Origin of the sequence: Bradyrhizobium sp. HKCCYLS20291, from assembly GCF_051167715.1 — a bacterium.
Taxonomy (GTDB): domain Bacteria; phylum Pseudomonadota; class Alphaproteobacteria; order Rhizobiales; family Xanthobacteraceae; genus Bradyrhizobium.
Window position 1 is genome coordinate 193,307 of record NZ_JBNPTO010000011.1, and the last position, 25,635, is coordinate 218,941.

A 25,635-nucleotide genomic window follows, 5' to 3' on the forward strand; every position below is an offset into this window, starting at 1 on the left:
GTCCGGGTCTGGTCATCAGGACCATCCGGAATGACGGTTTTTCGATCGGATGATCAGCTCATGTCCTTCAACACCTTCGGCCACATGTTCCGCGTCACCACCTTCGGCGAGAGCCATGGCGTGGCCATCGGCTGCGTGGTCGATGGCTGTCCGCCGCGGATTCCGCTGGAGGCGGCCGAGATCCAGACCGATCTGGATCGCCGCCGCCCGGGCCAGTCGCGCTTCACCACCCAGCGCCAGGAGCCGGACCAGGTGAAGATCCTGTCCGGCGTCATGGCCGATCCCGACACCGGTGCGCAGGTCACCACCGGCACGCCGATCGCGCTCTTGATCGAGAACACGGATCAGCGCTCCAAGGACTATTCCGAGATCAAGGACAAGTTTCGCCCGGGCCATGCCGACTTCACCTACGAGGCGAAGTATGGCCTGCGCGACTATCGCGGCGGCGGGCGCTCCTCGGCGCGCGAGACCGCCACCCGCGTTGCCGCCGGCGCCATCGCCCGCAAGATCCTGGCGGGGGTGAAGGTGCGCGGCGCGCTGGTGCAGATGGGTCCGCACAAGATCGACCGCGACAAGTGGGACTGGGACGAGATCGCGCGCAACCCGTTCTTCTGTCCCGACAAGGACAAGGCGGCGTTCTTCGAGAGCTATCTCGACGGCATCCGGAAATCCGGCTCGTCCATCGGCGCGGTGCTGGAGATCATCGCTGAAGGCGTCCCGGCCGGGCTTGGCGCGCCGCTCTACGGCAAGCTGGATGCCGATCTCGCGGCGGCGATGATGAGCATCAACGCGGTCAAGGGCGTCGAGATCGGCGCCGGCTTCGGCGCAGCCGAACTGACCGGCGAGCAGAACGCCGACGAGATGCGCTCGGCCAATGACGGCACGCGCTTCCTCTCCAACAATGCCGGCGGCATCCTCGGCGGCATCGCCACCGGACAGCCGATCGTGCTGCGCTTCGCGGTCAAGCCGACCTCGTCGATCCTGACGCCGCGCCAGACCGTAGACCGCGCGGGCCACGAGACCGAGATCCTGACCAAGGGACGTCACGACCCCTGCGTCGGCATCCGCGCGGTTCCCGTCGGCGAGGCGATGATGGCCTGCGTGCTCGCCGACCATCTGCTGCGCCATCGTGGCCAGGTCGGCTGACGTTCAACGCTACGCCCAATTGCTGTTGTCATGCGGCTCGCCTAATGTCGGCCATGGATACCTCCAGGCTGCGGGACATCAAGGATTGGCTGGTCGACGGCGCGCGGTCCGCGGCGACGCCGAGCGACATGATGGCCGAATGTTGCGCGCGGCTGGTCGGCCTCGGCCTGCCGCTGTGGCGCGTCGGCGTGTTCGTCCGCACGCTGCATCCCGACATCGCCGGCCGCAGCTTCGTCTGGCGCGAGGGCGCCGGGGTCGAGATGGGCACGGTCGATTTCGGCTTCGAGAGCTCGCCCCTCTACACGGATAGTCCGCTCGCGCTCGTGTTCGAGCACGGCCGCGAGTTCAGGGCCGATCCCCGCGCTCCCCAGGCGGAGCGGTTTCCGATCCTGATGGATCTGCGCGCCGAAGGCGTGACCGACTATCTCACTCTGCCGATGACCTTCATCGACCGCGCGGTCCATGCGTCGAGCTGGACCACCAAATCTCCGCAAGGCTTCACCGACGCGCAGCTGAACGCGATCCGCTCGCTGATGCCGGCCCTGGCCCGCTACACCGAGATCATCACGCTCCGGCGCACCGCCTCGATGCTGCTCGACACCTATGTCGGCAACAGCGCCGGCGAGCGCATTCTGGGCGGGCAGATCCGCCGCGGCCACACCGACACGATGGATGCGGCGATCTGGCTGTCCGACCTGCGCGGCTTCACGCCGTTGTCGGATCGGCTGCCGGCCGAGGACGTGGTGGAGATCCTCAACCACTATTTCGACTGCCAGGTTGACCCGATCCGCGAGCACGGCGGCGAGGTGCTGAAGTTCATGGGCGACGGTCTGCTCGCGGTGTTTCCGATTCGCGAACAGGGCGGCGATCCGGCCGAGGTGTGCGGCCGTGTGCTGGCGGCCGCGCGCGCGTCGCGCGCCCGCGTCGACGCGCTGGAATATGCGGCTGGCGGTACCGGGGAGCGCTTTCGCTTCGGCGTGGCGCTGCATGTCGGACGATTGCTCTACGGCAATATCGGCGGCGGCAACCGGCTCGACTTCACCTGCATCGGCCCGGCCGTCAATCTCGCCGCCCGGCTGGAGAAGATCGCCGCGCGGCTCAGGCGCACGGTGGTCGCATCGGAGGCGTTTGCCGGCGCCTGTTCCGAGCCGTCGAGCGATCTGTGGACCGATCTCGGCGAATTCCCGATCGCCGGTCTTTCGACCGAGCAGCGCGTCTTCGGATTGCGCGAGGAGGGGACTTAGTCCGCCTCAGGTCTCCGGCTCGGTGGTGAACAGCAGCGGGTAGCCCTTGGCGCGACCGGCGTCGGTCGCCCGCGTCGCCTTGGTCTCGGCGACGTCCTTGGTGAACACGGCGACCACGCAGACGCCGAGCTTATGGGCGGTGATCATGACCTTGTAGGCCTGGTCCTCGGTCATGCGGAATTCCGCCTTCAGGATCATCACGACGAAATCGCGCGGCGTGAAGTCGTCGTTGACGAGGATGACCTTGTAGAGCCGCGGACGCTCGACTTTGGTGCGGACCTTTGTCTTCGGCTTGGCGACGGAGTCGTTCATGCAGGGCGCACCCATGTGTTCCTGATGCGGCGGGTACGCCACAATACAGCCTTCGGCTTCTCCGGGAAACCACGGGCTATTGGCTAGGGATTGATCAGTTGTACGGCCGTCAGCCCATGCGGCGGCCAACGCACGAAAGAAGCTAACCGGAATGTGAATGGACCTGACCGTTCCCGCTTTGCTGAGGGGACTTTGCATGTCACCATCACCTGACGCGATTGGAGGGCAGCTCATGCGCTGGTGGATCTCGGTCGGGGTGGCGTGTCTGGCCGGCGCCTTGGCGGGCGGCGTCGCAGTCGTCTCGGCTGCGCCCAGAACGCCGCCGGCGCAGCAGCTGAGCGAGAAGGAAGCCTCCGTCGACGTCGAGCTGATCCTCGCCGTCGACGTCTCCTACTCGATGGACCTCGACGAGCTCGCCATCCAGCGCGAGGGCTACGCCCAGGCGCTCAGTTCGCGCGAGTTCCTGCAGGCGTTGAAGAATGGCGTTCACGGCCGCATCGCTGTGACCTATTTCGAATGGGCCGCGTCGAGTGATCAGAAGATCATCATTCCATGGCGCCTGATCGACGGCCCGGAAAGCGCTGACGCGGTGGCGGCCGAGATCATGAAGACGCCGATCCGGCGGGCATCGCGCACCTCCATCTCGGGCGCGATCTACTTCGCGATGCCGCTGTTCGATGAAGATCCCTATCGCGGCCTGCGGCGGGTGATCGACATCTCCGGAGACGGGCCGAACAACAACGGCTCGCCGGTGACGATCGCACGCGACGAGGCGGTCTCGAAGGGCATCGTGATCAACGGGCTTCCCATCATGGTGAAGGAGCCCTCCTATTCGACGATGGATATCGAGAACCTCGACCTCTACTACAAGGATTGCGTCACCGGCGGCACCGGCTCGTTCGTGGTGACGATCAAGAGCCGCGATGAGTTCAAGGAAGCCATCCGCACCAAGCTCTTGATGGAGGTCGCCGGGCGCGCGCCGCCGCCGCGGATCGTGCCGGTCGCCGACTCGCCGAAGGATCCGCGGGTTTCCTGCCTGATCGGCGAGAAGATCTGGCAGGACCGCTGGGGACGCTGAAGCCGCCGCCGCCCTCCGCCTGCCGGGCTGGTCAGCGCAGGGGCCGCTGGCGGGCGATCAATGCTCCGGAACGACGGCTTCGACGCGAGGCGTACGCCTCCCGCGGGGAAGCTCGGCGCGTCGGTGTGCCGATCTTGTGGACAAGCACCCCATACCATCGATCCTGCGTGCCTGTGGCTTAGCAGCCACAAGCGCCCGAAAACCAGGAGTTGCGCAGCTCTCAAGTTCACTTTGCCACCGTGCCGCCGCGATTGGGCCGCGACCATGTTGGGGGTGAGGCAGAGGCGCACAGAACATGCGAATCATCGACCGGACAGAACGTCCCGCGCAGCGCTTCAGGCGCGATGTCATTCAGGCTCCATGGGTAGGGTTCGGCCGCCAGTCGGTGCGGCTTGTCCTGGTCTGTGCCGCAGCGGCATCGCTGGCGGCCTGCGCGCAGTCGTCGGCCGTTCGGCAGGCGCGCCTGATGTCACCGACCCGGCAGGCCGCGTATGAATTCCGGCCCCAGCCGCAGCGCGCCGAGACGGCGCCCAACTCGGTGGTCCGCGTCCGGCCGGCCGAGGCCAGTTCACCGCCGGCGCACGCGACCGCGTCGGGTCTCGCCAGCTACTATTCGGAAGGCCGCAAGACCGCGAGCGGCGAGCGCTTCGATCCCTCCGAGTTGACGGCGGCGCATCGCAGCCTGCCGTTCGGCACCCGCCTGCAGGTCACCAACGTCAAGACCGGCCGCTCGGTGGTCGTCCGCGTCAACGATCGCGGACCCTTCGTGCAGGGCCGCGTCGTCGACGTCTCCTACTCGGCCGCACAGGCGCTCGGCATGGTCAACACCGGCGTCGCGCCGGTGAAGGTCAGCGTGGTGAGGTAGGCGCGCGCTGACGGGACACTTCAGCACTCATGCTTTGCTGCTGCATGGAGTAGGCCGAGCACTTTCGGCGACCACGGTGCACCTCGCCCCGCTTGCGGGGAGAGGTCGGATTGCATCGTCAGATGCAATCCGGGTGAGGGGGTACAGGTCTCTCGACGCCCACTCCCGGCTCGTTTGCCCTGTCGATACTTCCCGTGTGGCTGCCCCTCACCCCGACCCTCTCCCCGTAAAGAACGGCTATCGGATTCACACATCTCGAAAACCGACTCTTCCTCAACGGGTTAGCCGAACACTTGCTTTGGGCCGTCCGACATTGTCACGATCAAAGCAAGCGTCTCTGATGACTCACATTTTTCATCAAACCGACTGGGAAGTTCGAATCGAATGTGTGCATTCGATAGGTAAAGAACGGGGAGAGGGAGCGCAGCGGCCGTGCCGAGTGGGCTGTGCGTTTCAACTGATAGCCATCCCGGCTCACCGCACCAGTCTCGCCACCAACTCGACGTGCGGTGTGTGGCGGAACTGGTCGACGGGGACGACGGTCTCGAGTCGGTAGCCGCCGTCGATCAGCATGCGGATGTCGCGGGCGAAGGTGGTGACGTTGCAGGACACCGCGACGATCACCGGCACCTTGCTGGCGGCGAGCTGCTTGGCCTGCGCCTGCGCGCCCTGGCGCGGCGGGTCGAACACGATGGCGTCGATGTCGCGCAATTCCGGCGGCATCAGCGGGCGGCGGAACAGGTCGCGGGCTTCGGCCTTGATCGGCTTCAGGCCGGGCGTGCCGGCGGCCTTCTGCAGCGCTGCGATCGAGCCGGCGTCATTGTCCATCGCGGTGACGCGGGCGCGCGCGGCGAGCCGCAGCGCGAAGGGGCCGACGCCGCAGAACAGGTCGGCGACGTGCTTGGCCTTGCCGACGCGTTCGACGGCCAGTTGCGCCAGCGTCTCCTCGCCGATCACGGTCGCCTGCAGGAACGAGCCCGGCGGCAGCGTCACCTGCGCCGTGCCCATCGTCACGACAGGCGGATTGCGCATCAGGACCAGTTCGCCATGCCGCGTCAGCCGCGCCAGGCGGTGCTGCTCGGCGAGGCGGGACAGTTCTGCGATGCGCGGCGGCGGCAGCGGGCCGGAGCCGCGGATGTCGATGTCGAGGCCGTTGCCGGTCGCGGTGGCCTGGATGTCGAGCGGCTTGCCGGTCGGCTTCAAGGCCTCCGCCAGCGCCCATGCTGCCTCGAGCGCGCCGTCCAGCGCCGGATCCAGGATCGGGCAACGGTCGATCGGCACGATCTCGTGGCTGTTGGCGGCGGAAAATCCCACCCTCAGAATATCGTGCGTGCCCATGCGCGCATGGAAGGTGACGCGGCGGCGGCCGGCGCCGTGCGCGTCGACGAGATCAGCCACGTCGCAATCGACCCGGGCCGCCCGCAGCGTCTCAACGACGATGTTGCGCTTCCACTGCCGATAGGGTTCAGGCTGCCAATGCTGGATCGCGCAACCGCCGCAGACGCCGAAATGCGCGCAGAACGGCGCGATGCGTTCCGCGCTCGGGGTCTCCACTGCCAGCAGCTTGCGGCGGTCGGGATGGCCGGGGACGGCGGCCGCTTCGACGGTCTCGCCGGCAAGCGTGTAGGGCACGTACAGCGCCTCGCCTGACGACAGCGACACGCCGTCGCCGCGATGGCCGACATGGTCGATGATGAGATGCTCAACCATGGCGGCGCGCTCCCAGGAAGAATTCGGCGTTGCCGTCGCCGCCCTTGATCGATGACGGGAAGATCTCGATGTCGCTGCAGCCGAGAGAGGCGGCGAAGGCGGCGATGTCGGCGCAGACGGCCTCATGCACCGCCGTGTCCTTGATGATGCCGCCCTTGCCGTGCGCACCCTTGGCCTCGAATTGCGGCTTGATCAGCGCCAGCAAGCTCATCGGCGACGCGGCCAACGTCAGCGCCACCGGCAGCACGGCCTTCAGCGAGATGAAGCTGCAGTCGATGACGACGACGTCCGGCCGCTGCGGCAGCCGCTTGCCGTCATAGCTGCGGATGTCGGTCTGCTCCATCGAGACGATCCTGGGGTGATGGCGCAGCGACGGATGCAGCTGGTCGCGCCCGACGTCGATGGCGAACACGATCGCCGCGCCGTTGGCGAGCAGCACCTCGGTGAAGCCGCCGGTGGAGGCGCCGACGTCGAGGCAGACATGGTCCTCGACCGCGATGCCGGAATGCTCCAGCGCCGCCGCCAGCTTGACGCCGCCGCGCGACACCCACGGATGCGCCGGCTCGGCCTGCAGCACGGCGTCGGCAGGGACGCTCTCCGAGGCCTTCGCCACCTGCTTGTCGTTGGCGAACACCAGCCCAGCCTCGATCGCCGCCTGCGCCCGCGCCCGGCTCTCGAACAGGCCGCGTTCCACGAGGAGGATGTCAGCACGTTTGCGGAGAGGGGGCATGGGGCGTGGTGTGAGTAGTCATGAGGTGTGGAGCTCTCGCCCCAAGTTTAGTGTCGTCCCGGGCAAGCTCCAACGCGCATCGCGCGTTGGAGCGCTGACCCGGGACCCATAACCACAGGACATAGTTTGTTGGAAGGTGGCAACTCCGAGTCTGCCCAACACGACGTCCTGTGGTTATGGGTCCCTGCGTTCGCAGGGACGACAGCTGTCGTGTGGCGAGCAGCCCGCGTCGATGCAAGATATGTAGGGTGGGCAAAGGGCGCGTGCACCGGTCTTGCCACACGCTGGTATCGCAATTGACGCGCCGTGCCCACCATCTCGACTTTGATTGCGGATGGACGGTGGGCACGCTGCTGCCTTCGGCAGCTGCTTTGCCCACCCTACGAGACCGTTGCCAGCCGCGCCGCTGCCTGCCTCACGCAGTTCTCGAACGCCGAAAGGTCGTGCCACACATCCGCGGGCCGCTCGCGCGGCAGCACCAGCGGGCCGCCGTGCAGCTCGAGCGCGTGAATCATCATCAGGTTGTCCGGCAGGCCGAAATCCTCGACCGTCAGGCCCTGGGCATCGACCAGACGCCCGTCCTGTTCGCTCACCGTCGTGAAGCGGCGGGTGCGGTCGGCATAGATGGCGGGATCGTTACAGTAGCCGAGGCAGAGCTTGCCCCGGCCGGCCATGTAGCCGAGCTCGTAGACGGTGCCGGCATCGGCGCCGGGGCCGCGGAACGGCGTGAGATTGGCGATGATGGCATCAGCGCCCTCCATCATCGCCTCGTTACCCAGGAAGATATGGCGTGAGGCGTCGGAGGCGGCGAGGTCGATGCTGTTGTCGAGCGGATAGAGACCGGTCAGGCCATGGCGCTCGCAGATCGCGGCCTTACGGCGGCCGATCTCAATGGCGTCTGGCAGGAACACGTCGGGACCTGCCAGATAGATCTTCATGGCTCACCGATACCAGGTCGCAAGCCCGCCTCAGGCGAGCTTGACGGCCTCGGTCGCGTAGTCCTTGCCGAGCGCCTCGAACACCTTGCGGACGATGCCCTTGGCGTCGAGACCGGCGCGGGCGTACATCGCCGTCGGCGTGTCGTGATCCTGGAATTCGTCGGGCAGCACCATCGTGCGCATCTTCAGGCCGCCGTCGAGCATGCCCTGGTCGGACAGATACTGCATCACGTGCGAGCCGAAGCCGCCGATGGAGCCTTCCTCGATCGTGATCAGGATGTCGTGCTCGCGCGCCAGCTTCATCACCAGCTCCTCGTCGAGCGGCTTCATGAAGCGCGCATCGGCAATCGAGGCGGACAGGCCGTGAGCGGCAAGTTCGTCGGCCGCCTTCTCGCATTCGGCGAGACGGGTGCCAAACGAGAGCAGGGCGATCTGCTTGCCCTGGCGGATCATGCGGCCCTTGCCGATCGGCAAGGGGACGCCGACCTCAGGCATCTCCACGCCGCGGCCTTCGCCGCGCGGATAGCGCACCGCGCTGGGCTTGTCGTTGATCGCGACCTGGGTCGCCACCATGTGCACCAGCTCGGCTTCATCGGAGGCGGCCATGATCACCATGTTCGGCAGGCAGCCGAGATAGGCATTGTCGAACGAGCCGGCATGGGTGGCACCGTCGGCGCCGACCAGGCCGGCGCGGTCGATGGCGAAGCGCACCGGCAGCGACTGGATCGCGACGTCGTGCACGATCTGGTCGTAGCCGCGCTGCAGGAAGGTCGAGTAGATCGCGCAGAACGGCTTGTAGCCTTCGCTCGCAAGGCCGGCGGCGAAGGTCACCGCATGCTGCTCGGCGATGCCGACGTCGAAGGTCCGCTTCGGAAACGACTTGGCGAAGATGTCGATGCCGGTGCCGGACGGCATCGCGGCGGTGATGCCGACGATCTTGTCGTCCTTCTCGGCTTCCTTGACCAGGCTCTGGCCGAACACGTTCTGATAGGCCGGAGCGTTCGGCTTGGCCTTGGCCTGGGTGCCGGTGGCGATGTCGAACTTGGCCACCGCGTGATATTTGTCGGCCGCCGCTTCCGCCGGCGAGTAGCCCTTGCCCTTCTGGGTCACGACGTGGACCAGGATCGGGCCGGTCTCCATGTCGCGGACGTTCTTCAGGACGGGCAGCAGATGGTCGAGGTTGTGGCCGTCGATTGGGCCGACGTAATAGAAGCCGAGCTCCTCGAACAGCGTACCGCCGTCCATCATGAAGCCGCGGGAATATTCCTCGACGCGGCTGGCGCGGTTGGCGATGACCTTCGGCAGATGCTGGCCGAGCTGCTTGGCGGCATCGCGCAGCGTGCGGTAGGTCTTGCCCGAGTACAGGCGCGACAGATAGGCCGACATCGCGCCGACGGGCGGGGCGATCGACATGTCGTTGTCGTTGAGGATGACGATCAGGCGGGAGTTCATCGCCCCGGCATTGTTCATGGCCTCATAGGCCATGCCGGCGGACATCGCGCCGTCGCCGATCACGGCGATCACGTTGTTCTTGCCGCCCGCGAGATCACGGGCGACGGCCATGCCGAGGCCGGCGGAGATCGAGGTCGAGGAGTGCGCGGCGCCAAACGGATCGTAGTCGCTCTCGGTGCGCTTGGTGAACCCGGAGAGGCCACCGCCGGTGCGCAGCGTGCGGATGCGGTCGCGGCGACCGGTGAGAATCTTGTGCGGGTAGGCCTGGTGGCCGACGTCCCAGATCAGGCGATCGCGCGGGGTGTCGAACACGTAATGGATCGCGGTGGTCAGCTCGACCACGCCGAGACCGGCTCCGAAGTGACCGCCGGTCACCGAGACCGCGTCGATCGTCTCCTGGCGCAGTTCGTCGGCGACCTGCCGGACCTGCTCGACCTTCAGCCGGCGCAGATCTTCCGGAGTCTTGATGGTGTCGAGAAGCGGCGTCTTACTAAATGTGGTCACGGTGACATTCCAATTTTGCAGGTCGGCTTCAAGGACCGACACCTGAGAGGTTCATCGTAACGGGCGGCGAAACCTGAAGCCTTGAAGGTCACATCCGCGCGGATCGAAGCCGCAGTCCGGAACCTAGCCGGGTTTTGGATCGATCTATGTGATGTAAGTCACTCTTGGTGGCCTTGCCGTCCTCGTTAGTCGCCCAAGATCGCCAAGTCGTTCAGCCGAGTCAGTTTTGCCAGCTCTTGCAAGCGCTTAGTTCCATGCTCCCGGGGAGAATGGGCACTTCCAAAAAACCGCAGTTCCGAGAAGCTTTACACCAAAGCGCGTCTTAAAGCCAACCCGGCAGCAGATGGCAAGCCCGCAAACGGTACCGTTGCGCCGGACTTCAACCTCGGCGGCGTGTCTGCGGTTCCAGTCAGCTGCATAAAACGATGGCAGCCGCGGGCCCGGAATAGACCGGAGAGACCGGCTGGGTCCAGGGATATTTCTGCGTCGCAAAACTGGCAGTGGTGGGGATCGCGAGCGCCAATTGCGCGATGAGCCATGCGTTCTCGTAAGGGGATCAATCCCCGCATGATCATCAAGACGTCATACGCGTGCAGTCTTTCATTGAGTCTACAACTGCAAGTATCTGCGGCAAACACCAGCGCGCGAAGCCCGTCGTGATGCGCTCCATTCCGGGAGGCGATGCCGGGCCAACGGGCCAATCCACATCGTGTTGCATGGTAAACAAAGGACGTGGATCTGCGGTTCGCTTGTACCAGCCGTGGCTGGCAGCCGAACTTAACCCTTTGCACCGATTTTTGGCTGGACTGCGCGATCGAACGGCATCGCGCGCGTGCGGACAATGCCCGCTGGCGACAGCAAAAATAATTGCTGACCGGCCGCGAGGAGAAATCCGTCGTCGGTATCGGCTACTGTACGTCGAGCGGCGCCGTCCCGGTGGCGCGGCCGCTGGCGTCGGTCGTGATCTTCTCGACCCTCGCCTCGGCCTGACGCAGCAGCTCCTCGCAGCGACGCTTCAGCGCCTCGCCGCGCTCATAGATCGTCACCGACTCCTCGAGCGGCACCTTGCCGTCCTCGAGCCGCTTGACGATCGATTCCAGTTCCTCGATCGCGCGCTCGAACGACAGCTTCTTGACGTCGGTTACGGTGTTGTCCGCCATGCGGGTTCCCTGCAGATACTCAACTCCGGGGCCGTGCTTTTACACCCCGGTTGTGGCCCTGTCAGGCCCCCAAGGGGTGGACCGGTGGGAAACTGGGGATTACGCCCCGGTCAGCGCCGCGACGTGGGCCGAGACGGATTCTTTAAGTCCCTGAAGATCATAGCCGCCCTCCAAGACGGAGACGACACGCCCACCGGCGGTCTTGTCGGCGAGTTCCATCAGCTTGCGGGTGACCCAGCCGAAGTCTTCGGCCCGCAGGTTCAGCGACGCCAGGGGATCGCGATAATGCGCATCGAAGCCGGCGGAGATGATCACGAGCTCCGGGCTGAACTTGGTCAGCTGCGGCAGGATCAAATTCTCGAAAGCGGAGCGGAACTCGAGGCTGCCGTCCTCGGATTGCAGCGGCGCATTGACGATGGTGTCGTGCTCGCCGCGCTCGCCGCGGGCCCCGGTGCCGGGGAACAGCGGCATCTGATGGGTCGAGCAGTACATCACGCTCTTGTCGGCCCAGAAGATGTCCTGGGTGCCGTTGCCGTGATGGACGTCGAAATCGATGATGGCGGCGCGCTCGATGCCGAAGGTGCGCTGGGCGTAGCGGGCGGCGATCGCGACGTTGTCGAAGAAGCAGAAGCCCATCGGCTTGGCGATCTCGGCATGATGTCCCGGCGGGCGCACGGCTACGAAGGCATTGCGGTGACGGCCGGACATCACGGATTCGGTCGCCGCGACCGCGCCGCCGACGCCGCGCATCACGGCCTCCCAGGTGCCGGGGGACATCGAGGTGTCGCCGTCGAGATAGACGATGCCCGATGTCGGAGCCATCTGGCGCAGCTCGGTGACGTAGTGCTCGTGGTGGCAGAGCAGGGCCAGCTCGATGCCGGCCTCGGGCGCCTCGTCGCGATCCAGGAACGCGAAACGTTCCTCGGCCAGGGCTTCCTCGACGGCACGCAGGCGGTCAGCGCGCTCGGGATGTCCGGACGGCGTGGCATGGTCCAGGCAGGCTTCATGAGAAAGATACAGCGTCGACATCAGGGCTCTGCCACTCGCGCGTTGCGGGAACGCCCAATCTAGGCGCTGGACGCAGCCGCGGAAAGGGCCCGGAACGGGATATGTCCGGGTTTCCGCCCGGCGATCCTATCGGGCCTTACTGCGCCTTGTTGACGATGCGGTCGCGCGGCGGCGGGGACAGCGGGCTGTTGGTCTTGAGATAGGCGAACAGCGCCTCGTCGTCGTAGGGACCGATCACCGGATCGCGGCCGCTCTTGAACGCGGTGAAGCCGTCGCCGCCGAGCGCGAGATAGTTGTTGAGCGTGACGCGATAGGAGGCTGTGGGATCGATGCGCTTGCCGTCGAGCATCATGCTCGCGGCATCGATCCGCGCGCCGGCGGGCTGCTTCGCATCGAAGGCGTAGGTGAAGCCGCGAGAGATCTGCAGGATGCGCGGCCGCGCCGGATCGAGCCATTGCTGCTCCAGCGCCGCCTTGATGTCGGCGCCGCTCAACGTGAGCGTCATCAGCTGGTTGCGGAACGGCTGGCTCGCGAACACGTCGGCATAGCTGACGGCGCCGTCGTCGCGGCGGGCGAGATCGGTGCGGATGCCGCCGGGATTGGTCATGGCGATGACCGCGCCGCCCTTGGCCGCAGCCGAGGTGGCGGCGAGCTGGGCGTCGGCGATCACATCGCCGAGCGCGCTCTCGCCCGACGCGTTCGGCAGCCGCGACAGCGGCTGCGTGATGACGCCGGCGGGCTGGTTCGCGAGCGGCGCCGCCAGCGTTTCGTAGGACGCGATCAGCGCGGTCTGCGCGGCGTCCTTCGGCAGCGCGGTGTCGACCACCATGTTGGTCGCGGTCGCGCTGATCACGTCGCGCGTGGTGCGGTCGAGCTTGACGTCGATCGTGGTGACCAGCGTGCCGAACTTGTCGCCCGACGTGACGAGCCGCTTGTCGATGGTGCAGACATAGGCCTGATGGGTATGGCCGGAGATGACGATGTCGACGGCGCTGTCGAGATCCTTGACGATGTCGACGATCGGGCCGGACAGGCCGGGGCATTCGTTCATGCCGCCGGAGGGCCAGCCGCCCTCGTGGATCAGCACCACGATGGCCTGCACGCCCTTGGCCTTCAGCTCCGGGATCAGCGCGTTGATGCTCTCGGCCTCGTTGCGGAAGTCGAGGCCGGCCGAGCTCGCCGGCGAGATGATGCCGGCGGTGCCCTTCAGGGTCAGCCCGATGAAGGCGACCGGGATGTCCTCGAAGGTGCGGATTTCGTAGGGCGGAAACACCGTCTTGTCGGTGCCTTTGAGAAACGTCGACGCCGCGAGATAGTGGAATGTCGCGCCAGTGAACGGCTGCGGGCCGCGGCAGCCGTCGGTCGGATGACAGCCGCCATTCTGCATCCGCAGCAGCTCGTCCTTGCCTTCGTCGAACTCGTGATTGCCGACCGCCGACAGCGCCAGTCCCATCTGCGACATCGATTCGATCGTCGGCTCGTCGTGGAACATCGCCGACAGCAACGGGCTCGCGCCGATGAGGTCGCCGGCCGCCACGAAGATCGTGTTCGGCTGGCCGTCGGACAGCAGCTTCACGAGGCTCGCCATGTGCTCGGCGCCGCCGGCCGGCACCACACTGGTCCTGGTCGGATCCGCGGGATCGGCGATCCGGATGCCCGAGGATGGCGGCTTCAGATTGCCGTGGAAGTCGTTGATGGCGAGGATGCGCAAGGACACCGGCTCGTCCTCGGCCGAGGCCGACGGGGTGAGGAGACTGGCGGCGGCGATACAGGTCAGCAGGCAGGCGGCGGCGAAGCGATCGAGACGGCTCATGACAAGGTCACATCTGATGCGACCGGCGAGGCGCGATTGCCTCGCCGGAGCGGCGATGACATAACGTGATTCATAACAACAATACCGAAACTCGGGAGGTCTTGATGAAAAGATTGCTGCTGGCGGCCACCGCGCTGTCGCTCGCCGCCGGGTCTGCTGCAGCGCAATCGCTGCCGGACTTCATGAAGCAGTTGATCGCGGCGTGGAATACGCCGACCGAGCCGTTCAAGGTGATCGACAACATCTATTATGTCGGCACCAACGGGCTCGCCTCCTACCTCATCACCACGCCGCAGGGCCACATCCTGATCGACACCGTGATGCCGGAATCCACCGCGCAGATCGAGAGCAGCATCGGAAAGCTCGGCTTCAAGGTCGCCGACATCAAGTACGTCATCAACACCCACGCCCATATCGACCACACCGGCGGGCTCGCCCAGATCAAGCAGGAAACCGGCGCGCAGATGGTGGCTGGTGCCAAGGACGTGCCGCTGCTGGAAGGCGGCTTCTATCCCGGCCGCGAGGACGAGAAGCACCTCAATTTCCCGCCGGTGAAGGTCGACCGCGCGGTGCGCGAGGGCGACACGATCACGCTCGGCGGCGTGACCCTGACCGCGCATGACACGCCCGGCCATTCGCCGGGCTGCACCAGCTGGACCACCGACGTGAAGGACGGCGACGCCACCCGCAGCGTCATCTTCTTCTGCAGCGCCACCGTCGCGCTCAACCAGCTGGTCGGACGGCCGACCTATCCGGGCATCGTCGACGACTATAAGAAGACCTATGCCTGGGCCAGGACGGTGCATCCCGACGTGCTGCTGGCGCCGCATCCGGAGATGTACGACATGGCCGGCAAGCGGGCGAGGATCGCGGACGGCGCCCTCAACCCGTTCGTCAAGCCGGGCGAGTTCAAGGCCTATCTCGACAAGCTCGAAGGGCAGTTCAACGAGGGCCTCGCCAAGCAGACCGCCGCGCTGCAGTCGAAGTAGTCATGACGTGCCGGCCGCCGCCAGCCGGTCCAGCGTAAATCCGGAGAGGTCGACGCGCGGCCTCTCGCCCTGCGCCATCGCCGCGAGCGCCTCGCCGACGGCCGGCGAATGCTTGAAGCCGTGGCCTGAGCAGGCCGAGGCATAAATCACGTTCGCGTCGCCGGGATCGCGGTCGATGACGAAGCGGCCGCCGGGCGCATTGGTGTACAGGCACACCGCGCTGCGCAGGCACCTTGGTCCGAGATCTGGCACGAACGGCCGGACATAGGTCTCGTAGGTCGCTTCGATCTCGGCCGCCGTGACCTCGCGTGCCACGTGATCCGGATCGGTCTCGCCGGTCAGCACCTCATTGGCGATCTTCACGCCATTGCCCGGCGAGCCCAGCCAGGGGAAGCCGTAGATGTCGGACGCGGCGCGGTCGCGGCCGGTGACGTCCCAGATGAAGACCGGCGCATCAGGCCCGAAGCGCTGCGGGTTGGACAGGATCTCGAACCAGTACAGCACCTGCCGGGTGATGGTGACGCGGCGGCGCAGCGGCGCGACCAGCTCGGTGATCCACGGCCCTGTCGTGACGATCAGCGTCGTTGCCGATGCGGTCGTGCCGTCGTCCATGGTGACGGTGAGCGCGCCGCCGGCCCGGCGGAACGACGTCACGCGCCGGCCGGTGAGGAGCCTTGCGCCAAGCCGCACAGCGACTGCGAGCTCGGTGCGCACGCAGTCCTCGACCAGGAGATAGCCGCCCTCCCGGTCGAGAAAGGCGCGATCGCCGGGCGCGGTGGCAAAACCCGGATAATCCGCGCGCAGCCGCTCCGGCGACAACGTCTCGCCGTCGACGCCATGCAGCCGGGCGGCAGTCTCGATGTTGGCGAGGAACTGCGCGCTCGTGACGCCGTGTACCTCGCCGCCATGCTGGCTCGGAATGAACAGGCAGCCGCATTGTTCGAACAGGCGGGCGCCGGTGTCGCGTTCCAACTCGCGCCAGATCGCGTGCGAGCGCTGCGCCAGCGGCGTGTAGTCGACGCCTTCGCCGATTGCAGCCCGGGTGATGCGGGTCTCGCCATGGGTCGAGCCGAAGCGGTGCGGCGGCTCGAAGCGGTCGATGCCGAGCACGCGCTGACCGCGCTTGGCGAGGTGCAGCAGCGCGGCGCTGCCGACCGCGCCGCAGCCGATCACGATGACATCAAACTGCGGCATGCGCGTTCAACCGGCCGGGCGTCACTTTTTCTTCTTGCGCGACAGGAACGCCTTGAAGGCGCCGACCGCTTCCTCGGAGGTCATGCGCTCGGCGAACAGATAGGACTCCTGGTCGATGCGCCGGGTCAGTTCGTCCGGTGCGGTGCGGATCAGCTTGCGCCCGATCGCGACCGCCTCGGCCGGCAACCGGCAGATGTCGCGCGCCACCTTGTGCGCCTCGACCTCGGTATGCCCCGGCGCCACCACCGTGTTGACGAAGCCGGCGATATGCGCGTCTGCCGCCGTCATGCTGCGCCCCATCACCAGCATCGCGAACGCGCGCTGATAGCCTATCGTCTGCGGCATCAGCAGGCTCGAGGCGCCCTCCGGCACCAGGCCGAGATGGATGAAGGGGGTCGAGAACGTCGCCGTCGTCGACGCCAGCACGTAGTCGCAATGAAACAGCATCGTGGTGCCGATGCCGATGGCGACGCCATCGACGGCGGCGATGATCGGTTTGACGTTGTGAGCCAGCGAATACAGGAATTTGGTCGCCGCCGAGGTCCGCGCGGCCTCGCTGCCGGCATTGCCGGCATGCAGGAAATCCTCGAGATCGTTGCCGGCGGTGAACACGCCGGAGCCGCCGGTGATGATGATGCAGCGGACCAGCGGATTGTTCTGCGCGGTGTCGATCGCGTCGCTCATGCCGCGATACATCGCCTGCGTGATCGCGTTCTTCTTTTCCGGCCGCCGCAGCGTGATCGTCCGCGTCTCGCCTTCGTCGGTGACGATCAGATGGTCGGTCATGGTGTCCCCCGGGGTCTCGCTGTGCTGGCCGGCGTCGTCGTAGCCGGTCAAACTGGTCGGCGCCAGCCTACATCATCCGCCGTGCGCGCCAAGCGGACACAGCCGGCTTCGATGCGGTGCATGAGGTCGCACCGACGCAGAGTCCGGGCACATGGTTGCCAAACCATGGCCGGCCGGCGGCAAATGCCTCGCGCTGTCCAGCGCGGCCCGCGCTGTCCGGCGCGCCTCGCGGTCGCAACGCGCGGCTCAGCAGCCGCGGCAGATGCTCACCGCGCCGCGCCGCAACAGCCGGTCGTTCTCCTTGATGCGGGCCCGCTGCAGCTTCTGCCGCGTGCGCTTCGACAGCCGCTCCGAGACATAGGGCCTGACATAGCGCGGCTGCGGGGCGGCCAATGAACCCGGCGGCCCGGACCGGTAGCTCGGCGTCACCGGCACCGGATCGGGACGCGGCAGTGGCGGCATGCGTGCCGCATTGCCGATCCCCGAGGGATCGGCAATCGAATTGTTGAGCCCGTTGACGTTTGCCGGTCCCGGCGGAATGCCGCTGACGCCGGCGTCCTGCGCCCGCACCGGCATCGCGAGCAGGGCGGCGATGACGCCGCAGCAGATCAGCCGCCACCGGCATCGGCGCGGCTCCAGCAGCGGTGAGCCTGGTCGGCGTAACACTTGATCGGGCGCACCCATTGGCGTGGTCATCCGTTCGCGAGGGAGAGAGCAGCTAACGGCCGCGCCCGGAGTCCGGTTCCGCGTGCGGGATCAGCGCGAGCCGTCGGAGCGCGGCGGGGCCGGCGCGGTCGGACTGGCCGAACTCTGCGGCCGCATCGTGGCGCGGCGGATGGCTTGCTCGAGCGCCGCAAGGCGCGACGACATCTGACCGAGCTTTTCGTGGAAGACGCCTTGCACCGTCGCGACCGCCTGCTGCACCTCGCGCAGCGCATCGCGCTGCGTCTCGGCCTTCAGCGTCTTCATGTCGCTTTCGATTGTCGTGAGACGATGGTTCACGGCCATGATCGCCTCGGCGATCTCCTTCTGGCCTTCCTGCAGCGCGCGCACGTGATCGACCAGCCGCAGAAAGTCGGTGATCTCCTCGACCGTCTTGCCGGTGTTGCTACGGCCCCACATTCTTGACGGACCTCAGCAGATGTCTGACCGCGGCCAGATGCGCGTCGGGCGAGCCGAGCCGCGCCGACACGGCGTGCATCAGCTCCTTGCGCAGCTGCTGCAACTCGTCCTCCTGATCAGTCCGCTCGCTCGGCGCCTCGGGCGTGTAGTTCGCCTGCGGATAGGTGCTGACCTGACGCTCAGTGAACTGGCGCTCAGCGACCTGACGCTCCATGTCGAGATAGGACGGACGCTCATAGGCATAGACCGAAGGCGCGCTGCGCGGCGGCGGCAGCCGCGGTTGACCCGCATAGCGTGGTTCCAATCCGCGTGGATGACGCTCGATCGAATCGACGATGGCGGCAAGCGCGACGTCGAAATTGCTTTCATCGGAATCTTCGAGCGCGAGTTCCACGGCCGACTTCTGCGATGAGGCCGATGTTGCAAGCGACGATTTCAGGTCGCGCAGCCGCTCGATGACCCCGCGCAATCGCGCGCCGAGTCCCGGCTTCTCGCTGACAGGGGTCCGCATCAACATCTTACGCTCCAGCCACTTAGCTTAGGCGAGCGGGGAAAAGCTTAGCAAGAGGTAGCACCGTCTCTGCCAACAGTTGTGTGACGGTAGCGGGGGCGGACGGGCCGGCGCGCAAGTGCGAGTCAAGGTGCATAGCCGGGTGCGGAACGAGCCGGAACTCCGCGGTGAGTGGACCGGCCGCTGCGCACGCTTCGTGCAGTGAGGGACGGGTCGCGCGCTGCGCTGAGCCTGCAGGGGCAGGGCGGCCGCTCATTCCGGTGCGTCACGGAGGCGCAACGAGAGGCCCAATCGGCGGTCTGACGGTAAGGAACAACCGTGTAGTGCGGCCGTTCGACCATGGTCTGCTCCCCCCAACGTTTGAGGCCTCCATGTATCACCACGTCAAGAAGCTGATGTTCACCGTGCGCGTCGACGAGCCCGATCCGCGCTTCGGCAACATGCTGCTGGAACAATTCGGCGGCGCCAATGGCGAGCTCGCCGCCGCCATGCAGTACTCGATCCAGGGTCTCAACTGCGAGGACCCCGATCGCAAGGATCTGCTGATGGACATCGGCACCGAGGAACTGAGCCATCTCGAAGTCGTCGGCACGCTCGCCCGCATGCACCTGAAGCCGTCGAAATTCGACCGCGAGGCGGCCGAGGCCGATCCGCTGATCGCGATCTGCGGCGGCGGTGGCGTCAATCTGTTCAACTCGCAGGGCAACGCCTGGACCGCCGACTATCTCAAGATCACCGGCGAGCTCGACGTCGACCTGCGCAGCAACATCGCCGCCGAAGCGCGCGCCAAGATCGTCTATGAGCGTCTGATCAATTTCACCGACGATGCCGGCACCAGGGACGCGCTGCAGTTCCTGATGACGCGCGAGATCACCCACATGAAGGCGTTCGCGCTGGCGCTGGAGAGCATGAACAAGCCGGCCTTCAGCGTCGGCCGCATCGCGCCGACGCCGGGCCTGGTCGATCAGTTCTTCAACGACTCCACCGGATCAGGCGATCACGGCGAGATCGACACCCGCGGCCCGTGGAACGAGGGCGGCGACTGGGTGTTCACGGAATCGCCGGCGATCCAGGCCTCCGAAAATGGTGCGGCCGGCGCGATCGTCGCCGAAAGCTCGCCGCCGGCCGATGAAGCCGGCCTCGGCGATCTCCTGATCGAGGAGCTGCGCGACATTCTTCATGCCGAGAAGCAGCTGACCAAGGCGCTGCCGAAGATGGTGGAGGCTGCGCGCTTCGATCAGCTGCGCGAATTGTTTCGAGCAGCATCTGGTCGAGACCGAGGCGCAGGTCGAGCGCCTCAACGAGTGCTTCGAGCTGCTCGGCGAGAATTCGCGCGCCAAGCCGTGCAAGGGCATGATGGGTCTGGTCGAGGAAGGCCAGGAGGTCATGGAGGAGAGCGAGGACAAGGAGGACGCCGCGGCCGACCTCGCCCTGATCGGCGCAGCCCAGCGCGTCGAGCACTACGAGATCTCGGCCTACACCACCGCCCGCAACCTCGCCTCCCAGCTTCGCCACAGCGCCGTCGTCGCACTGCTGGCGAAATCGCTGGCGGAGGAAGAGAACGCCGACCAGCTGCTCAACCAGGTCGCCCGCTCGCTGATGTCGGTCGCCAAGATGCCAGCCGCGATCGAGCAGGCATGATTGGGGGGCGACGTACGTGCTCCTGTCCATCCGTCGTCATGGCCGGGCTTGTCCCGGCCATCCACGTCGTCCGGCATCCTGAGCAACACGTGGATGCCCGGGCCTTCGCCGCGCCGGAGCGGCTTCGGCCGCGCAGGCGGGACAAGCCCGGGCATGACGGAACAACTGATGAGCAGGCGCTGCTAGAAGCGATAGCACGAGTCCAAGCCGCGCTCTCGTCCTGGAGCGTCACTCACCATGAATACCGCACCAGGCCCTTGCCGCCATAGCTGCGGCTGATGCTGGCGAACTCGCCGTCGAAGGTCAGCGCGGCCGACCAGTTGCTCAGCCACTTCATCTCGGCCATGGCGGTGACAAGGGCGCGGTCGGCGGCCTGTTGCGCGCCGTTGACGACGAAGCTCGCACCCGGCAGCGTCTGGAAGGTCGGCGTCAGCGTGCCGCCGGTGGTGTAGTCGTGCGCCCAGGCGAAGCGCCCGCGCAAGGTCAGCACACCGTCGGGCATCGCGAACGCCTTGTCGGTGCGCAGGCCGAGCTCGCTGCGCGGCGTTGTCACGCTGCGCGCGCCATAAGCGAGCGCGAAGGTGTTGGCGCCGGCCACCGCCTGCTCGGCATAGGCCGGCAGGTCGTAGGTCGTGAACTGTCCGGCTGCGTAGGGCGTCAGGCCGATGCGCGCCGCCGGCCAGACCACGCGGTAGCCGCCTTCGAGACGCCCTGACCACGAAGTGGCCTTGAACTGTGCACGCAGCTGATCGATGCCGGCCACCGTCACGGTGCGGTTGGTGGTGACGTCCTGCCAGCCATAGGCAAGCGACGCGGTGATGTAGGCCGGGCCGATGGAGTGACGGACGAAGCCGCCCGCCTGGAACAGATCGGAGCGTCCCGAGCCCAGCGCGTTGGCGACGCTGAAGCTGGTGCCGCCCCCGGCCATGGCGAAGCCGGCCACCGTGCTCGGCGACAGCCGATAGTCGAAGCCGACCGCGGTGCCGTAGAGGTTGGAGGTGGTGGTGTTCGAGCCGAGCGCGGCATTGCCGTCGGTGGTCTGGGAGCCGCCGAAGGCCGCGGCCCACACGCTCCAGCGCTGCGCGAATGGATCGGCCGGCCGCGCCTTGGTCAGCATCGCATAGGCTTCGCGCTCAGCGCCCTTGCGGCCGCGTCCCGTCGCCGCATAGGCATTCGCCATGTCGCCCTCGTCGGCGAAAGCCGGCGCGCCGCTCGGCGGCACGCCCTCGCCGCGGCCGGCGCCGAACGGATCGGTCAGCACGCCCATGAACTGCGTCATCGCGTTGAAGGTCGTCTGCTGCGAGCCCGTCGCGGCCTCGCCGGAGATCTGGCTGAGGCCCGCCGGCGTCAGCCCACCGAACGACAGCGGAATGCTGCCATTGCTGTTGAAGTAGTTGATGATGGTGTTGGCGACGTTGGCCTGGTTGGTGTTGAAGCTGCCCGACGGCTGCGCGAAGTTCAGAGCGAGGTTGAGGTAGACGTTGTTGGCGTCATAGGAGAGGCTGGTGTTGAAGCCCGATGGCAGGTTGGTGCTGGTCAGTCCGGAGAAGGTGCCGGTGACGCCGCCGCTGGTCTGCACGATGGTGTACTGCTTGGCGACGTAGCTGCCGGCCGCGAAGTTCGCCGTCACGCTGGCGCCGCCGAGCGTCGCGGCCGCCGCGGTGGTCTTCGACGCCGCGGTCGGGTCGACCTGCACCAGGTACACCGCGCCGCTGGCAAAGGCGAGGCTGCCCTGCACGGCGAGCGTCGTGCCGGCGACGCCGGAGCCTGGCGCCAGCGTGCCGCCGTTCGCCACCGAGACGCTGTTGATCGTGCCGATGCCGCCGAGCGTGGCGCCCGTGTTGACGGTGGTCGCGGAGTTCGCCAGCGTGCCGTTCACCAGCAGCGTGCCGGCATTGACGCTGGTCGCGCCGCTGTAGCTGTTGGTGCCGCCGAGCGCAAGCGTGCCGACGCCGGTCTTGGTGACCCCGCCTTCGCCGGCGATGTTGCCCTGCGTGGTCTGGGTGCTGCCGCCGAACGTGGTGGTGCCGGAATCGATCTGGAACGTCACGATTTGCGTGGCGCCGTTGATGTAGAGGTCCTGGCCCTTGGGTGCGCCCGCCGAGCCGCCGGTGCCGGCCTGCGTGGTGTTGCCGCTGAAGCTCGTCGACGTTTTGACCGTCAGGGTCGCGCCGTCCATCACGAACACCGCGCCGCCATAGCCGCTGCCGCCGGTGCCCGGGCCGTTGTTGCCGAAGCCGCCGTCACCGGCGCCATAGCCTGCCGGGCCGCCCAAGCCTGCGACGCCGCCGCTGCCGCCGCCGAAGCCGCCGCCGCCACCACCACCGCCGAAGCCGCCGGCGCCGCCATCGCCGCCATCGTACGTGTTGGTCGCCGCGCCGGCACCGCCGCCGCCGCCGCCGGTGCCGCCGGTGCCGCCCGTGCCGCCATTGGAGACGTTAATGCCACCACCGGTGCCGGCCACGCCGCCGCCGCCTGGAAACAAGGTCGATGATGCGCCGATGCCGCCGGGGCCGCCGGTGCCGCTGCCGTTCGGCGGGCTGCCGCCGGTGCCGCCGTTCAGCGCGCCGCCGCCGGCGCCGCCGGAATTCGCACCGGACACGCCGCCATTGCCGCCGACCGCCGCGTTGTTGGTGAAGCTCACGCTGTCGATGGTGACGTTGGCGCCGGCCGCCACGAACAGGCCGCCGCCCGCGCCGAGACCGCCACCGCCGCCACCATCCCCGCCGCTGCCGCCATTGCCGCCGCGCGCGCGCATCGCGTTAATGGTCAGGTTCGAGATCGTCACGATCGGCGAATTGGTGCCGCTGACCTGGATGCCTTGATAGGTCGAAGCACCGTTGAGCGTGTTGTTGTTGCCGGTGATGTTGACGGTGACGTTGGCGGCATTGGTCACCAGCTCGCTCAGCGAACTCGTCAGCGTGAAACCGGCGGTGAAGTTGATGTTGACGGTCGAGCTGGCACCGGCCGCGGCGACCGTAGCAACGGCGGTATTCCAATCGGATTGCGATGCGACGTCGAGCGCGCGTGCGCTGCTGCTGAGCGCGATGAGCGCGGTGCTCGTGAGGAAAGCCGTTCGCCAAGCGCGATGCGCCCGATGCTGCGTGACGGATCTGGCGCGTGAAGGGGCGGCGATCATTTCCAACGACATCAATGCCTCGAAGACCGATCAGCAGTGCTGACTGCTGATGCGAAAACCGACTCTGAAATAGCCGGCCGAAGCTAGCGTCGCCGCTGCTGCAATTCACGCCTGAGTGTGACGAATTGTGTGCCTCCGTTGCGCCTTATTTACGATTGTTGCCGAGTGGCGACATGCTCTGCATGGAGGCTTGCTTACGAGCGGTATCGCGAGAGTGTTTTGGTACTGTCCTGCTTGTTGTGTCCGTAGTTTTACCGGTGTGCGCGACACGGCTGATGGCTTGGTGTCAGGAGAAGGAGGCGACCGGATTTGCCGCGCGATCAGTACGCATCCTGTCTCGACGTCGTGATGCCCGCAGGACGCCGTCGCTGCCCGCAGCCCAGTCGCGCGGCCTTGTTCGTGAAGGCTGTTCAGGCCTCTGAGTCTCTTCGGACCATTGACCTCTTAGGGCGCACGTCGCGACAGTCCCACATTGTCTCGCCCGATGGCGCTGAATGTGTGATCCTGCTTTCGCTCTATTCCGTGTAGCTCCGCCAGCGCTCCGCGCGGCGGACATGCACCGGGGTCAGGCAGCGGCGTGCGCGGTTGATCTGGGCGTCGGTGGCGCCGCGGCTGCGCGCGTACATCTCAGCGACCTCGGCGGTGTACTTCTCCACGTAGTAGCGCACCTCCGAGCACGACATCCGCGTCTCCGCACCGGCCTCGTTGGCCGCTTGCAACTCGGTTCCCATCGCCAGGACCAGCATCCCCGCGCCGATCATCGCCCGCATCGTCATCCTCCCCATTGCCGTCCCTGCCTTTCAACAGGCGTGACTCGGCGCGGGGGCGCAAATTAACAATGACGGGCGCGTGACATCGCGGGCGCAGTGTTGCGTCATGGTGTCACCGGCGTGATGGATTTGCATCGGTTGCAACCGGTGCCATGGCCGAAATGGAACGAGCGCGGTTGCCAATCTGCTGCATCGCGCTCTAGTCTTCAGGCCGCATGACCTTCGCTCTCTCTCCTCAGCAGACCACGCAATTCAGCGACGCCGGCGCGGTCCGCATTGCAGCGGCGCTCGACGCCGGCGCACTAGGCGCCCTGTTCGACGCGCTCTCCGGTCACGCGCCGGCGCAGGCCGGCACCCGCCTGCACGGCGTTGCGGCGCTGACGCCGTTCCTCGCTGCCGACGGGCCTGTCGGCTGCGCCGCAGCCGAGCTGCTTGGCGCTGCCGCGCGCCCGGTTCGCGCTGTCTATTTCGACAAGACGGCGCAGGCGAACTGGGCCGTGCCGTGGCATCAGGACCGCACCATCGTGGTCCGCGAGCGCATCGACGTCGCCGGTTTCGGCCCGTGGACCATCAAGGGCGGCCTGCAGCACGTCGCGCCGCCGATCGAGGTGCTGGTGCGCATGGTGACGTTGCGCGTTCATCTCGACGCGGTGCCCGCCGACAACGCGCCGCTCCTGATCGCTCCCGGCTCGCACCGTCTCGGCCGCATTGCGGAAGCCGACGTCCCCGCCGTGGTGGCGCGCTGCGGCACGGCCGTGTGCCGCGCCGAGGCTGGCGACATCTGGCTCTATGCGACGCCGATCCTGCATGCGTCAGAACCGTCAGCGCATCCCGGCCACCGCCGCGTGCTGCAGGTCGATTTCGCCGCGGATGAGTTGCCGGGCGGCCTGGAATGGCTCGGCGTTTGAATGAGAGAAGTAGGGCGGATTAGCGCAGCGTAATCCGCCATTCCCGGCACGGAAGAACGGCGGGTTACGCTGGCGCTACCCCGCCCTACGCGCTAGGGCACTGTGACAAGAGTATTTTCTCGGGGTCATCATGCGTCGGATGTGGGCCGTCTTGGTGGGGGTGGGCGTGTTGGCATCGCTGGCGGGCTGTCAGACCACGGAACAGGCGGAATTCCTTGAACATCGCCGCAGCGCCAGAGACGAGGTGGTCGCGACTTATCCTCTCGACAAGCAGTGGCGCCTGTTCAAATACGCCAATCAGGTCGTCCATCCTCCGATGACAGGATTGTCCTCCGTCCTGGCGCGCGGTGGCGAGCCGATGTTGCGCCTGATCCTGGCAAGCCTGGAGACGACGGACAACGACCTCGACTATCGCGACGGGTTGGTGGTCATCGCCGACATGCAGCACCGCGGCACGTATCGCGTGTGCGCCGATAGCGCGCTGCTTGCGAAGCTGGAGAGCTACCGCGACAGGATCGGGAATGCCGACTGGCGTGCGTTCTACGGCAACGAGCTTCGGAAGATGTGCGAAGCGGGACCAGCAAGGTAGGAGCGGGCGCAACGCGCTCTCTGTCT

23 protein-coding genes and 1 pseudogene are annotated in these 25,635 nt (G+C 66.8%); 9 read left to right on the plus strand and 15 right to left on the minus strand.

The genetic code is table 11. From position 1 onward, the window contains the following. Positions 1 to 60: 60 nt before the first annotated feature. Positions 61 to 1,146: a chorismate synthase gene (aroC, locus tag ACQR07_RS23770; RefSeq protein ID WP_434904546.1), complete on the plus strand. Its 1,086-nt coding sequence runs from the start codon at positions 61 to 63 to the stop codon at positions 1,144 to 1,146. Positions 1,147 to 1,199: 53 nt separating this feature from the next. Then, entirely contained in the window at positions 1,200 to 2,390 is a 1,191-nt protein-coding gene (locus ACQR07_RS23775) for an adenylate/guanylate cyclase domain-containing protein (RefSeq protein ID WP_434904547.1), read from the plus strand. A gap of 6 nt (positions 2,391 to 2,396) precedes the next feature. Here the strand turns inward: ACQR07_RS23775 and clpS are convergent, their stop codons facing one another. Beyond that, positions 2,397 to 2,702 carry an ATP-dependent Clp protease adapter ClpS gene (gene clpS, locus ACQR07_RS23780; RefSeq protein WP_434868039.1) on the minus strand — a complete coding sequence of 102 codons (306 nt, stop codon included), beginning with the start codon at positions 2,700 to 2,702 and terminating at the stop codon, positions 2,397 to 2,399. 232 nt (positions 2,703 to 2,934) lie between these two features. On the opposite strand from clpS, the gene ACQR07_RS23785 reads away from it, so the two are divergent. Both ACQR07_RS23785 and ACQR07_RS23790 read left to right on the plus strand, forming a co-directional pair. After that, positions 2,935 to 3,780 (plus strand): DUF1194 domain-containing protein, encoded by an 846-nt coding sequence (locus tag ACQR07_RS23785; RefSeq protein ID WP_434904548.1) that lies wholly within the window; start codon positions 2,935 to 2,937, stop codon positions 3,778 to 3,780. Positions 3,781 to 4,075: 295 nt separating this feature from the next. Beyond that, complete coding sequence (locus ACQR07_RS23790; RefSeq protein WP_434904549.1) at positions 4,076 to 4,645, plus strand: septal ring lytic transglycosylase RlpA family protein; 570 nt, start codon at positions 4,076 to 4,078, stop codon at positions 4,643 to 4,645. Between the two features lie 474 nt (positions 4,646 to 5,119). Here the strand turns inward: ACQR07_RS23790 and ACQR07_RS23795 are convergent, their stop codons facing one another. The 7 genes from ACQR07_RS23795 to ACQR07_RS23825 all read right to left on the minus strand — a co-directional run bounded on the left by ACQR07_RS23795 (position 5,120) and on the right by ACQR07_RS23825 (position 13,960). Further along, entirely contained in the window at positions 5,120 to 6,355 is a 1,236-nt protein-coding gene (locus ACQR07_RS23795) for a class I SAM-dependent RNA methyltransferase (protein ID WP_434904550.1), read from the minus strand. Continuing rightward, a complete protein-coding gene (locus tag ACQR07_RS23800; protein WP_434904551.1) occupies positions 6,348 to 7,085 on the minus strand; it encodes a TlyA family RNA methyltransferase in 738 nt (245 codons plus the stop codon). Before ACQR07_RS23800 ends, ACQR07_RS23795 begins: the two co-directional genes overlap by 8 nt. A 380-nt stretch (positions 7,086 to 7,465) precedes the next feature. Beyond that, complete coding sequence (locus ACQR07_RS23805; RefSeq protein ID WP_434904552.1) at positions 7,466 to 8,023, minus strand: nucleoside 2-deoxyribosyltransferase; 558 nt, start codon at positions 8,021 to 8,023, stop codon at positions 7,466 to 7,468. Positions 8,024 to 8,053: 30 nt separating this feature from the next. After that, complete coding sequence (gene dxs / locus ACQR07_RS23810; RefSeq protein WP_434868045.1) at positions 8,054 to 9,979, minus strand: 1-deoxy-D-xylulose-5-phosphate synthase; 1,926 nt, start codon at positions 9,977 to 9,979, stop codon at positions 8,054 to 8,056. Between the two features lie 908 nt (positions 9,980 to 10,887). Next, positions 10,888 to 11,139 carry an exodeoxyribonuclease VII small subunit gene (locus tag ACQR07_RS23815; protein WP_009027911.1) on the minus strand — a complete coding sequence of 84 codons (252 nt, stop codon included), beginning with the start codon at positions 11,137 to 11,139 and terminating at the stop codon, positions 10,888 to 10,890. Positions 11,140 to 11,238: 99 nt separating this feature from the next. Continuing rightward, positions 11,239 to 12,168, minus strand: a complete 930-nt coding sequence (locus ACQR07_RS23820) for a histone deacetylase family protein (protein ID WP_434904553.1) — start codon at positions 12,166 to 12,168, stop codon at positions 11,239 to 11,241. Between the two features lie 115 nt (positions 12,169 to 12,283). After that, positions 12,284 to 13,960 carry a bifunctional metallophosphatase/5'-nucleotidase gene (locus tag ACQR07_RS23825; protein ID WP_434904554.1) on the minus strand — a complete coding sequence of 559 codons (1,677 nt, stop codon included), beginning with the start codon at positions 13,958 to 13,960 and terminating at the stop codon, positions 12,284 to 12,286. Positions 13,961 to 14,064: 104 nt separating this feature from the next. Between ACQR07_RS23825 and bla the strand changes: the two genes are divergently transcribed. Next, positions 14,065 to 14,949, plus strand: a complete 885-nt coding sequence (bla, locus tag ACQR07_RS23830; RefSeq protein WP_434904555.1) for a subclass B3 metallo-beta-lactamase — start codon at positions 14,065 to 14,067, stop codon at positions 14,947 to 14,949. Here bla and solA read toward each other — a convergent pair whose 3' ends face one another. The 5 genes from solA to ACQR07_RS23855 form a co-directional block, all read right to left on the minus strand. Beyond that, positions 14,950 to 16,143 (minus strand): N-methyl-L-tryptophan oxidase, encoded by a 1,194-nt coding sequence (gene solA / locus ACQR07_RS23835; protein ID WP_434904556.1) that lies wholly within the window; start codon positions 16,141 to 16,143, stop codon positions 14,950 to 14,952. A 21-nt stretch (positions 16,144 to 16,164) separates the two neighbouring features. Continuing rightward, positions 16,165 to 16,929, minus strand: coding sequence for an enoyl-CoA hydratase-related protein (locus ACQR07_RS23840; protein WP_434904594.1), 765 nt, complete (start codon positions 16,927 to 16,929; stop codon positions 16,165 to 16,167). 246 nt (positions 16,930 to 17,175) lie between these two features. Beyond that, complete coding sequence (locus tag ACQR07_RS23845; protein WP_434904557.1) at positions 17,176 to 17,613, minus strand: hypothetical protein; 438 nt, start codon at positions 17,611 to 17,613, stop codon at positions 17,176 to 17,178. Between the two features lie 72 nt (positions 17,614 to 17,685). Further along, on the minus strand, positions 17,686 to 18,051 hold the full coding sequence (locus tag ACQR07_RS23850) for a hypothetical protein (RefSeq protein ID WP_434904558.1): 366 nt from the start codon (positions 18,049 to 18,051) through the stop codon (positions 17,686 to 17,688). After that, entirely contained in the window at positions 18,038 to 18,568 is a 531-nt protein-coding gene (locus ACQR07_RS23855) for a hypothetical protein (RefSeq protein WP_434904559.1), read from the minus strand. Before ACQR07_RS23855 ends, ACQR07_RS23850 begins: the two co-directional genes overlap by 14 nt. A 365-nt stretch (positions 18,569 to 18,933) precedes the next feature. Between ACQR07_RS23855 and ACQR07_RS23860 the strand changes: the two are divergent. Beyond that, positions 18,934 to 20,203 (plus strand): annotated as a pseudogene (locus ACQR07_RS23860) (DUF892 family protein). A gap of 232 nt (positions 20,204 to 20,435) precedes the next feature. Here ACQR07_RS23860 and ACQR07_RS23865 read toward each other — a convergent pair. Further along, positions 20,436 to 23,099: an autotransporter domain-containing protein gene (locus ACQR07_RS23865; protein WP_434904560.1), complete on the minus strand. Its 2,664-nt coding sequence runs from the start codon at positions 23,097 to 23,099 to the stop codon at positions 20,436 to 20,438. On the opposite strand from ACQR07_RS23865, the gene ACQR07_RS23870 reads away from it, so the two are divergent. Further along, the gene (locus ACQR07_RS23870; protein WP_434904561.1) at positions 23,083 to 23,385 is read left to right on the plus strand and encodes a hypothetical protein; all 303 of its coding nucleotides are present in this window, start codon (positions 23,083 to 23,085) and stop codon (positions 23,383 to 23,385) included. The genes ACQR07_RS23865 and ACQR07_RS23870 overlap by 17 nt on opposite strands. Before the next feature lie 472 nt (positions 23,386 to 23,857). Here the strand turns inward: ACQR07_RS23870 and ACQR07_RS23875 are convergent, their stop codons facing one another. Continuing rightward, positions 23,858 to 24,127, minus strand: coding sequence for a hypothetical protein (locus tag ACQR07_RS23875; protein WP_434904562.1), 270 nt, complete (start codon positions 24,125 to 24,127; stop codon positions 23,858 to 23,860). Positions 24,128 to 24,327: 200 nt separating this feature from the next. Here ACQR07_RS23875 and ACQR07_RS23880 point away from each other — a divergent pair, with 200 nt between their 5' ends. Both ACQR07_RS23880 and ACQR07_RS23885 read left to right on the plus strand, forming a co-directional pair. After that, positions 24,328 to 25,020, plus strand: coding sequence for a phytanoyl-CoA dioxygenase family protein (locus tag ACQR07_RS23880; RefSeq protein WP_434904563.1), 693 nt, complete (start codon positions 24,328 to 24,330; stop codon positions 25,018 to 25,020). Between the two features lie 169 nt (positions 25,021 to 25,189). Next, positions 25,190 to 25,609 carry a hypothetical protein gene (locus ACQR07_RS23885; protein WP_434904564.1) on the plus strand — a complete coding sequence of 140 codons (420 nt, stop codon included), beginning with the start codon at positions 25,190 to 25,192 and terminating at the stop codon, positions 25,607 to 25,609. Positions 25,610 to 25,635 lie beyond the last annotated feature (26 nt).

Excerpts from the sequence above, each read along its gene's own strand:
- aroC (WP_434904546.1), top strand. The coding sequence starts at position 61 with ATGTCCTTCAACACCTTCGGCCACATGTTCCGCGTCACCACCTTCGGC.
- ACQR07_RS23775 (WP_434904547.1), top strand. The coding sequence starts at position 1,200 with ATGGATACCTCCAGGCTGCGGGACATCAAGGATTGGCTGGTCGACGGC.
- clpS (WP_434868039.1), bottom strand. The coding sequence starts at position 2,702 with ATGAACGACTCCGTCGCCAAGCCGAAGACAAAGGTCCGCACCAAAGTC.
- ACQR07_RS23785 (WP_434904548.1), top strand. The coding sequence starts at position 2,935 with ATGCGCTGGTGGATCTCGGTCGGGGTGGCGTGTCTGGCCGGCGCCTTG.
- ACQR07_RS23790 (WP_434904549.1), top strand. The coding sequence starts at position 4,076 with ATGCGAATCATCGACCGGACAGAACGTCCCGCGCAGCGCTTCAGGCGC.
- ACQR07_RS23795 (WP_434904550.1), bottom strand. The coding sequence starts at position 6,355 with ATGGTTGAGCATCTCATCATCGACCATGTCGGCCATCGCGGCGACGGC.
- ACQR07_RS23800 (WP_434904551.1), bottom strand. The coding sequence starts at position 7,085 with ATGCCCCCTCTCCGCAAACGTGCTGACATCCTCCTCGTGGAACGCGGC.
- ACQR07_RS23805 (WP_434904552.1), bottom strand. The coding sequence starts at position 8,023 with ATGAAGATCTATCTGGCAGGTCCCGACGTGTTCCTGCCAGACGCCATT.
- ACQR07_RS23815 (WP_009027911.1), bottom strand. The coding sequence starts at position 11,139 with ATGGCGGACAACACCGTAACCGACGTCAAGAAGCTGTCGTTCGAGCGC.
- ACQR07_RS23820 (WP_434904553.1), bottom strand. The coding sequence starts at position 12,168 with ATGTCGACGCTGTATCTTTCTCATGAAGCCTGCCTGGACCATGCCACG.
- ACQR07_RS23825 (WP_434904554.1), bottom strand. The coding sequence starts at position 13,960 with ATGAGCCGTCTCGATCGCTTCGCCGCCGCCTGCCTGCTGACCTGTATC.
- bla (WP_434904555.1), top strand. The coding sequence starts at position 14,065 with ATGAAAAGATTGCTGCTGGCGGCCACCGCGCTGTCGCTCGCCGCCGGG.
- solA (WP_434904556.1), bottom strand. The coding sequence starts at position 16,143 with ATGCCGCAGTTTGATGTCATCGTGATCGGCTGCGGCGCGGTCGGCAGC.
- ACQR07_RS23840 (WP_434904594.1), bottom strand. The coding sequence starts at position 16,929 with ATGACCGACCATCTGATCGTCACCGACGAAGGCGAGACGCGGACGATC.
- ACQR07_RS23845 (WP_434904557.1), bottom strand. The coding sequence starts at position 17,613 with ATGGGTGCGCCCGATCAAGTGTTACGCCGACCAGGCTCACCGCTGCTG.
- ACQR07_RS23850 (WP_434904558.1), bottom strand. The coding sequence starts at position 18,051 with ATGTGGGGCCGTAGCAACACCGGCAAGACGGTCGAGGAGATCACCGAC.
- ACQR07_RS23855 (WP_434904559.1), bottom strand. The coding sequence starts at position 18,568 with ATGTTGATGCGGACCCCTGTCAGCGAGAAGCCGGGACTCGGCGCGCGA.
- ACQR07_RS23875 (WP_434904562.1), bottom strand. The coding sequence starts at position 24,127 with ATGGGGAGGATGACGATGCGGGCGATGATCGGCGCGGGGATGCTGGTC.
- ACQR07_RS23880 (WP_434904563.1), top strand. The coding sequence starts at position 24,328 with ATGACCTTCGCTCTCTCTCCTCAGCAGACCACGCAATTCAGCGACGCC.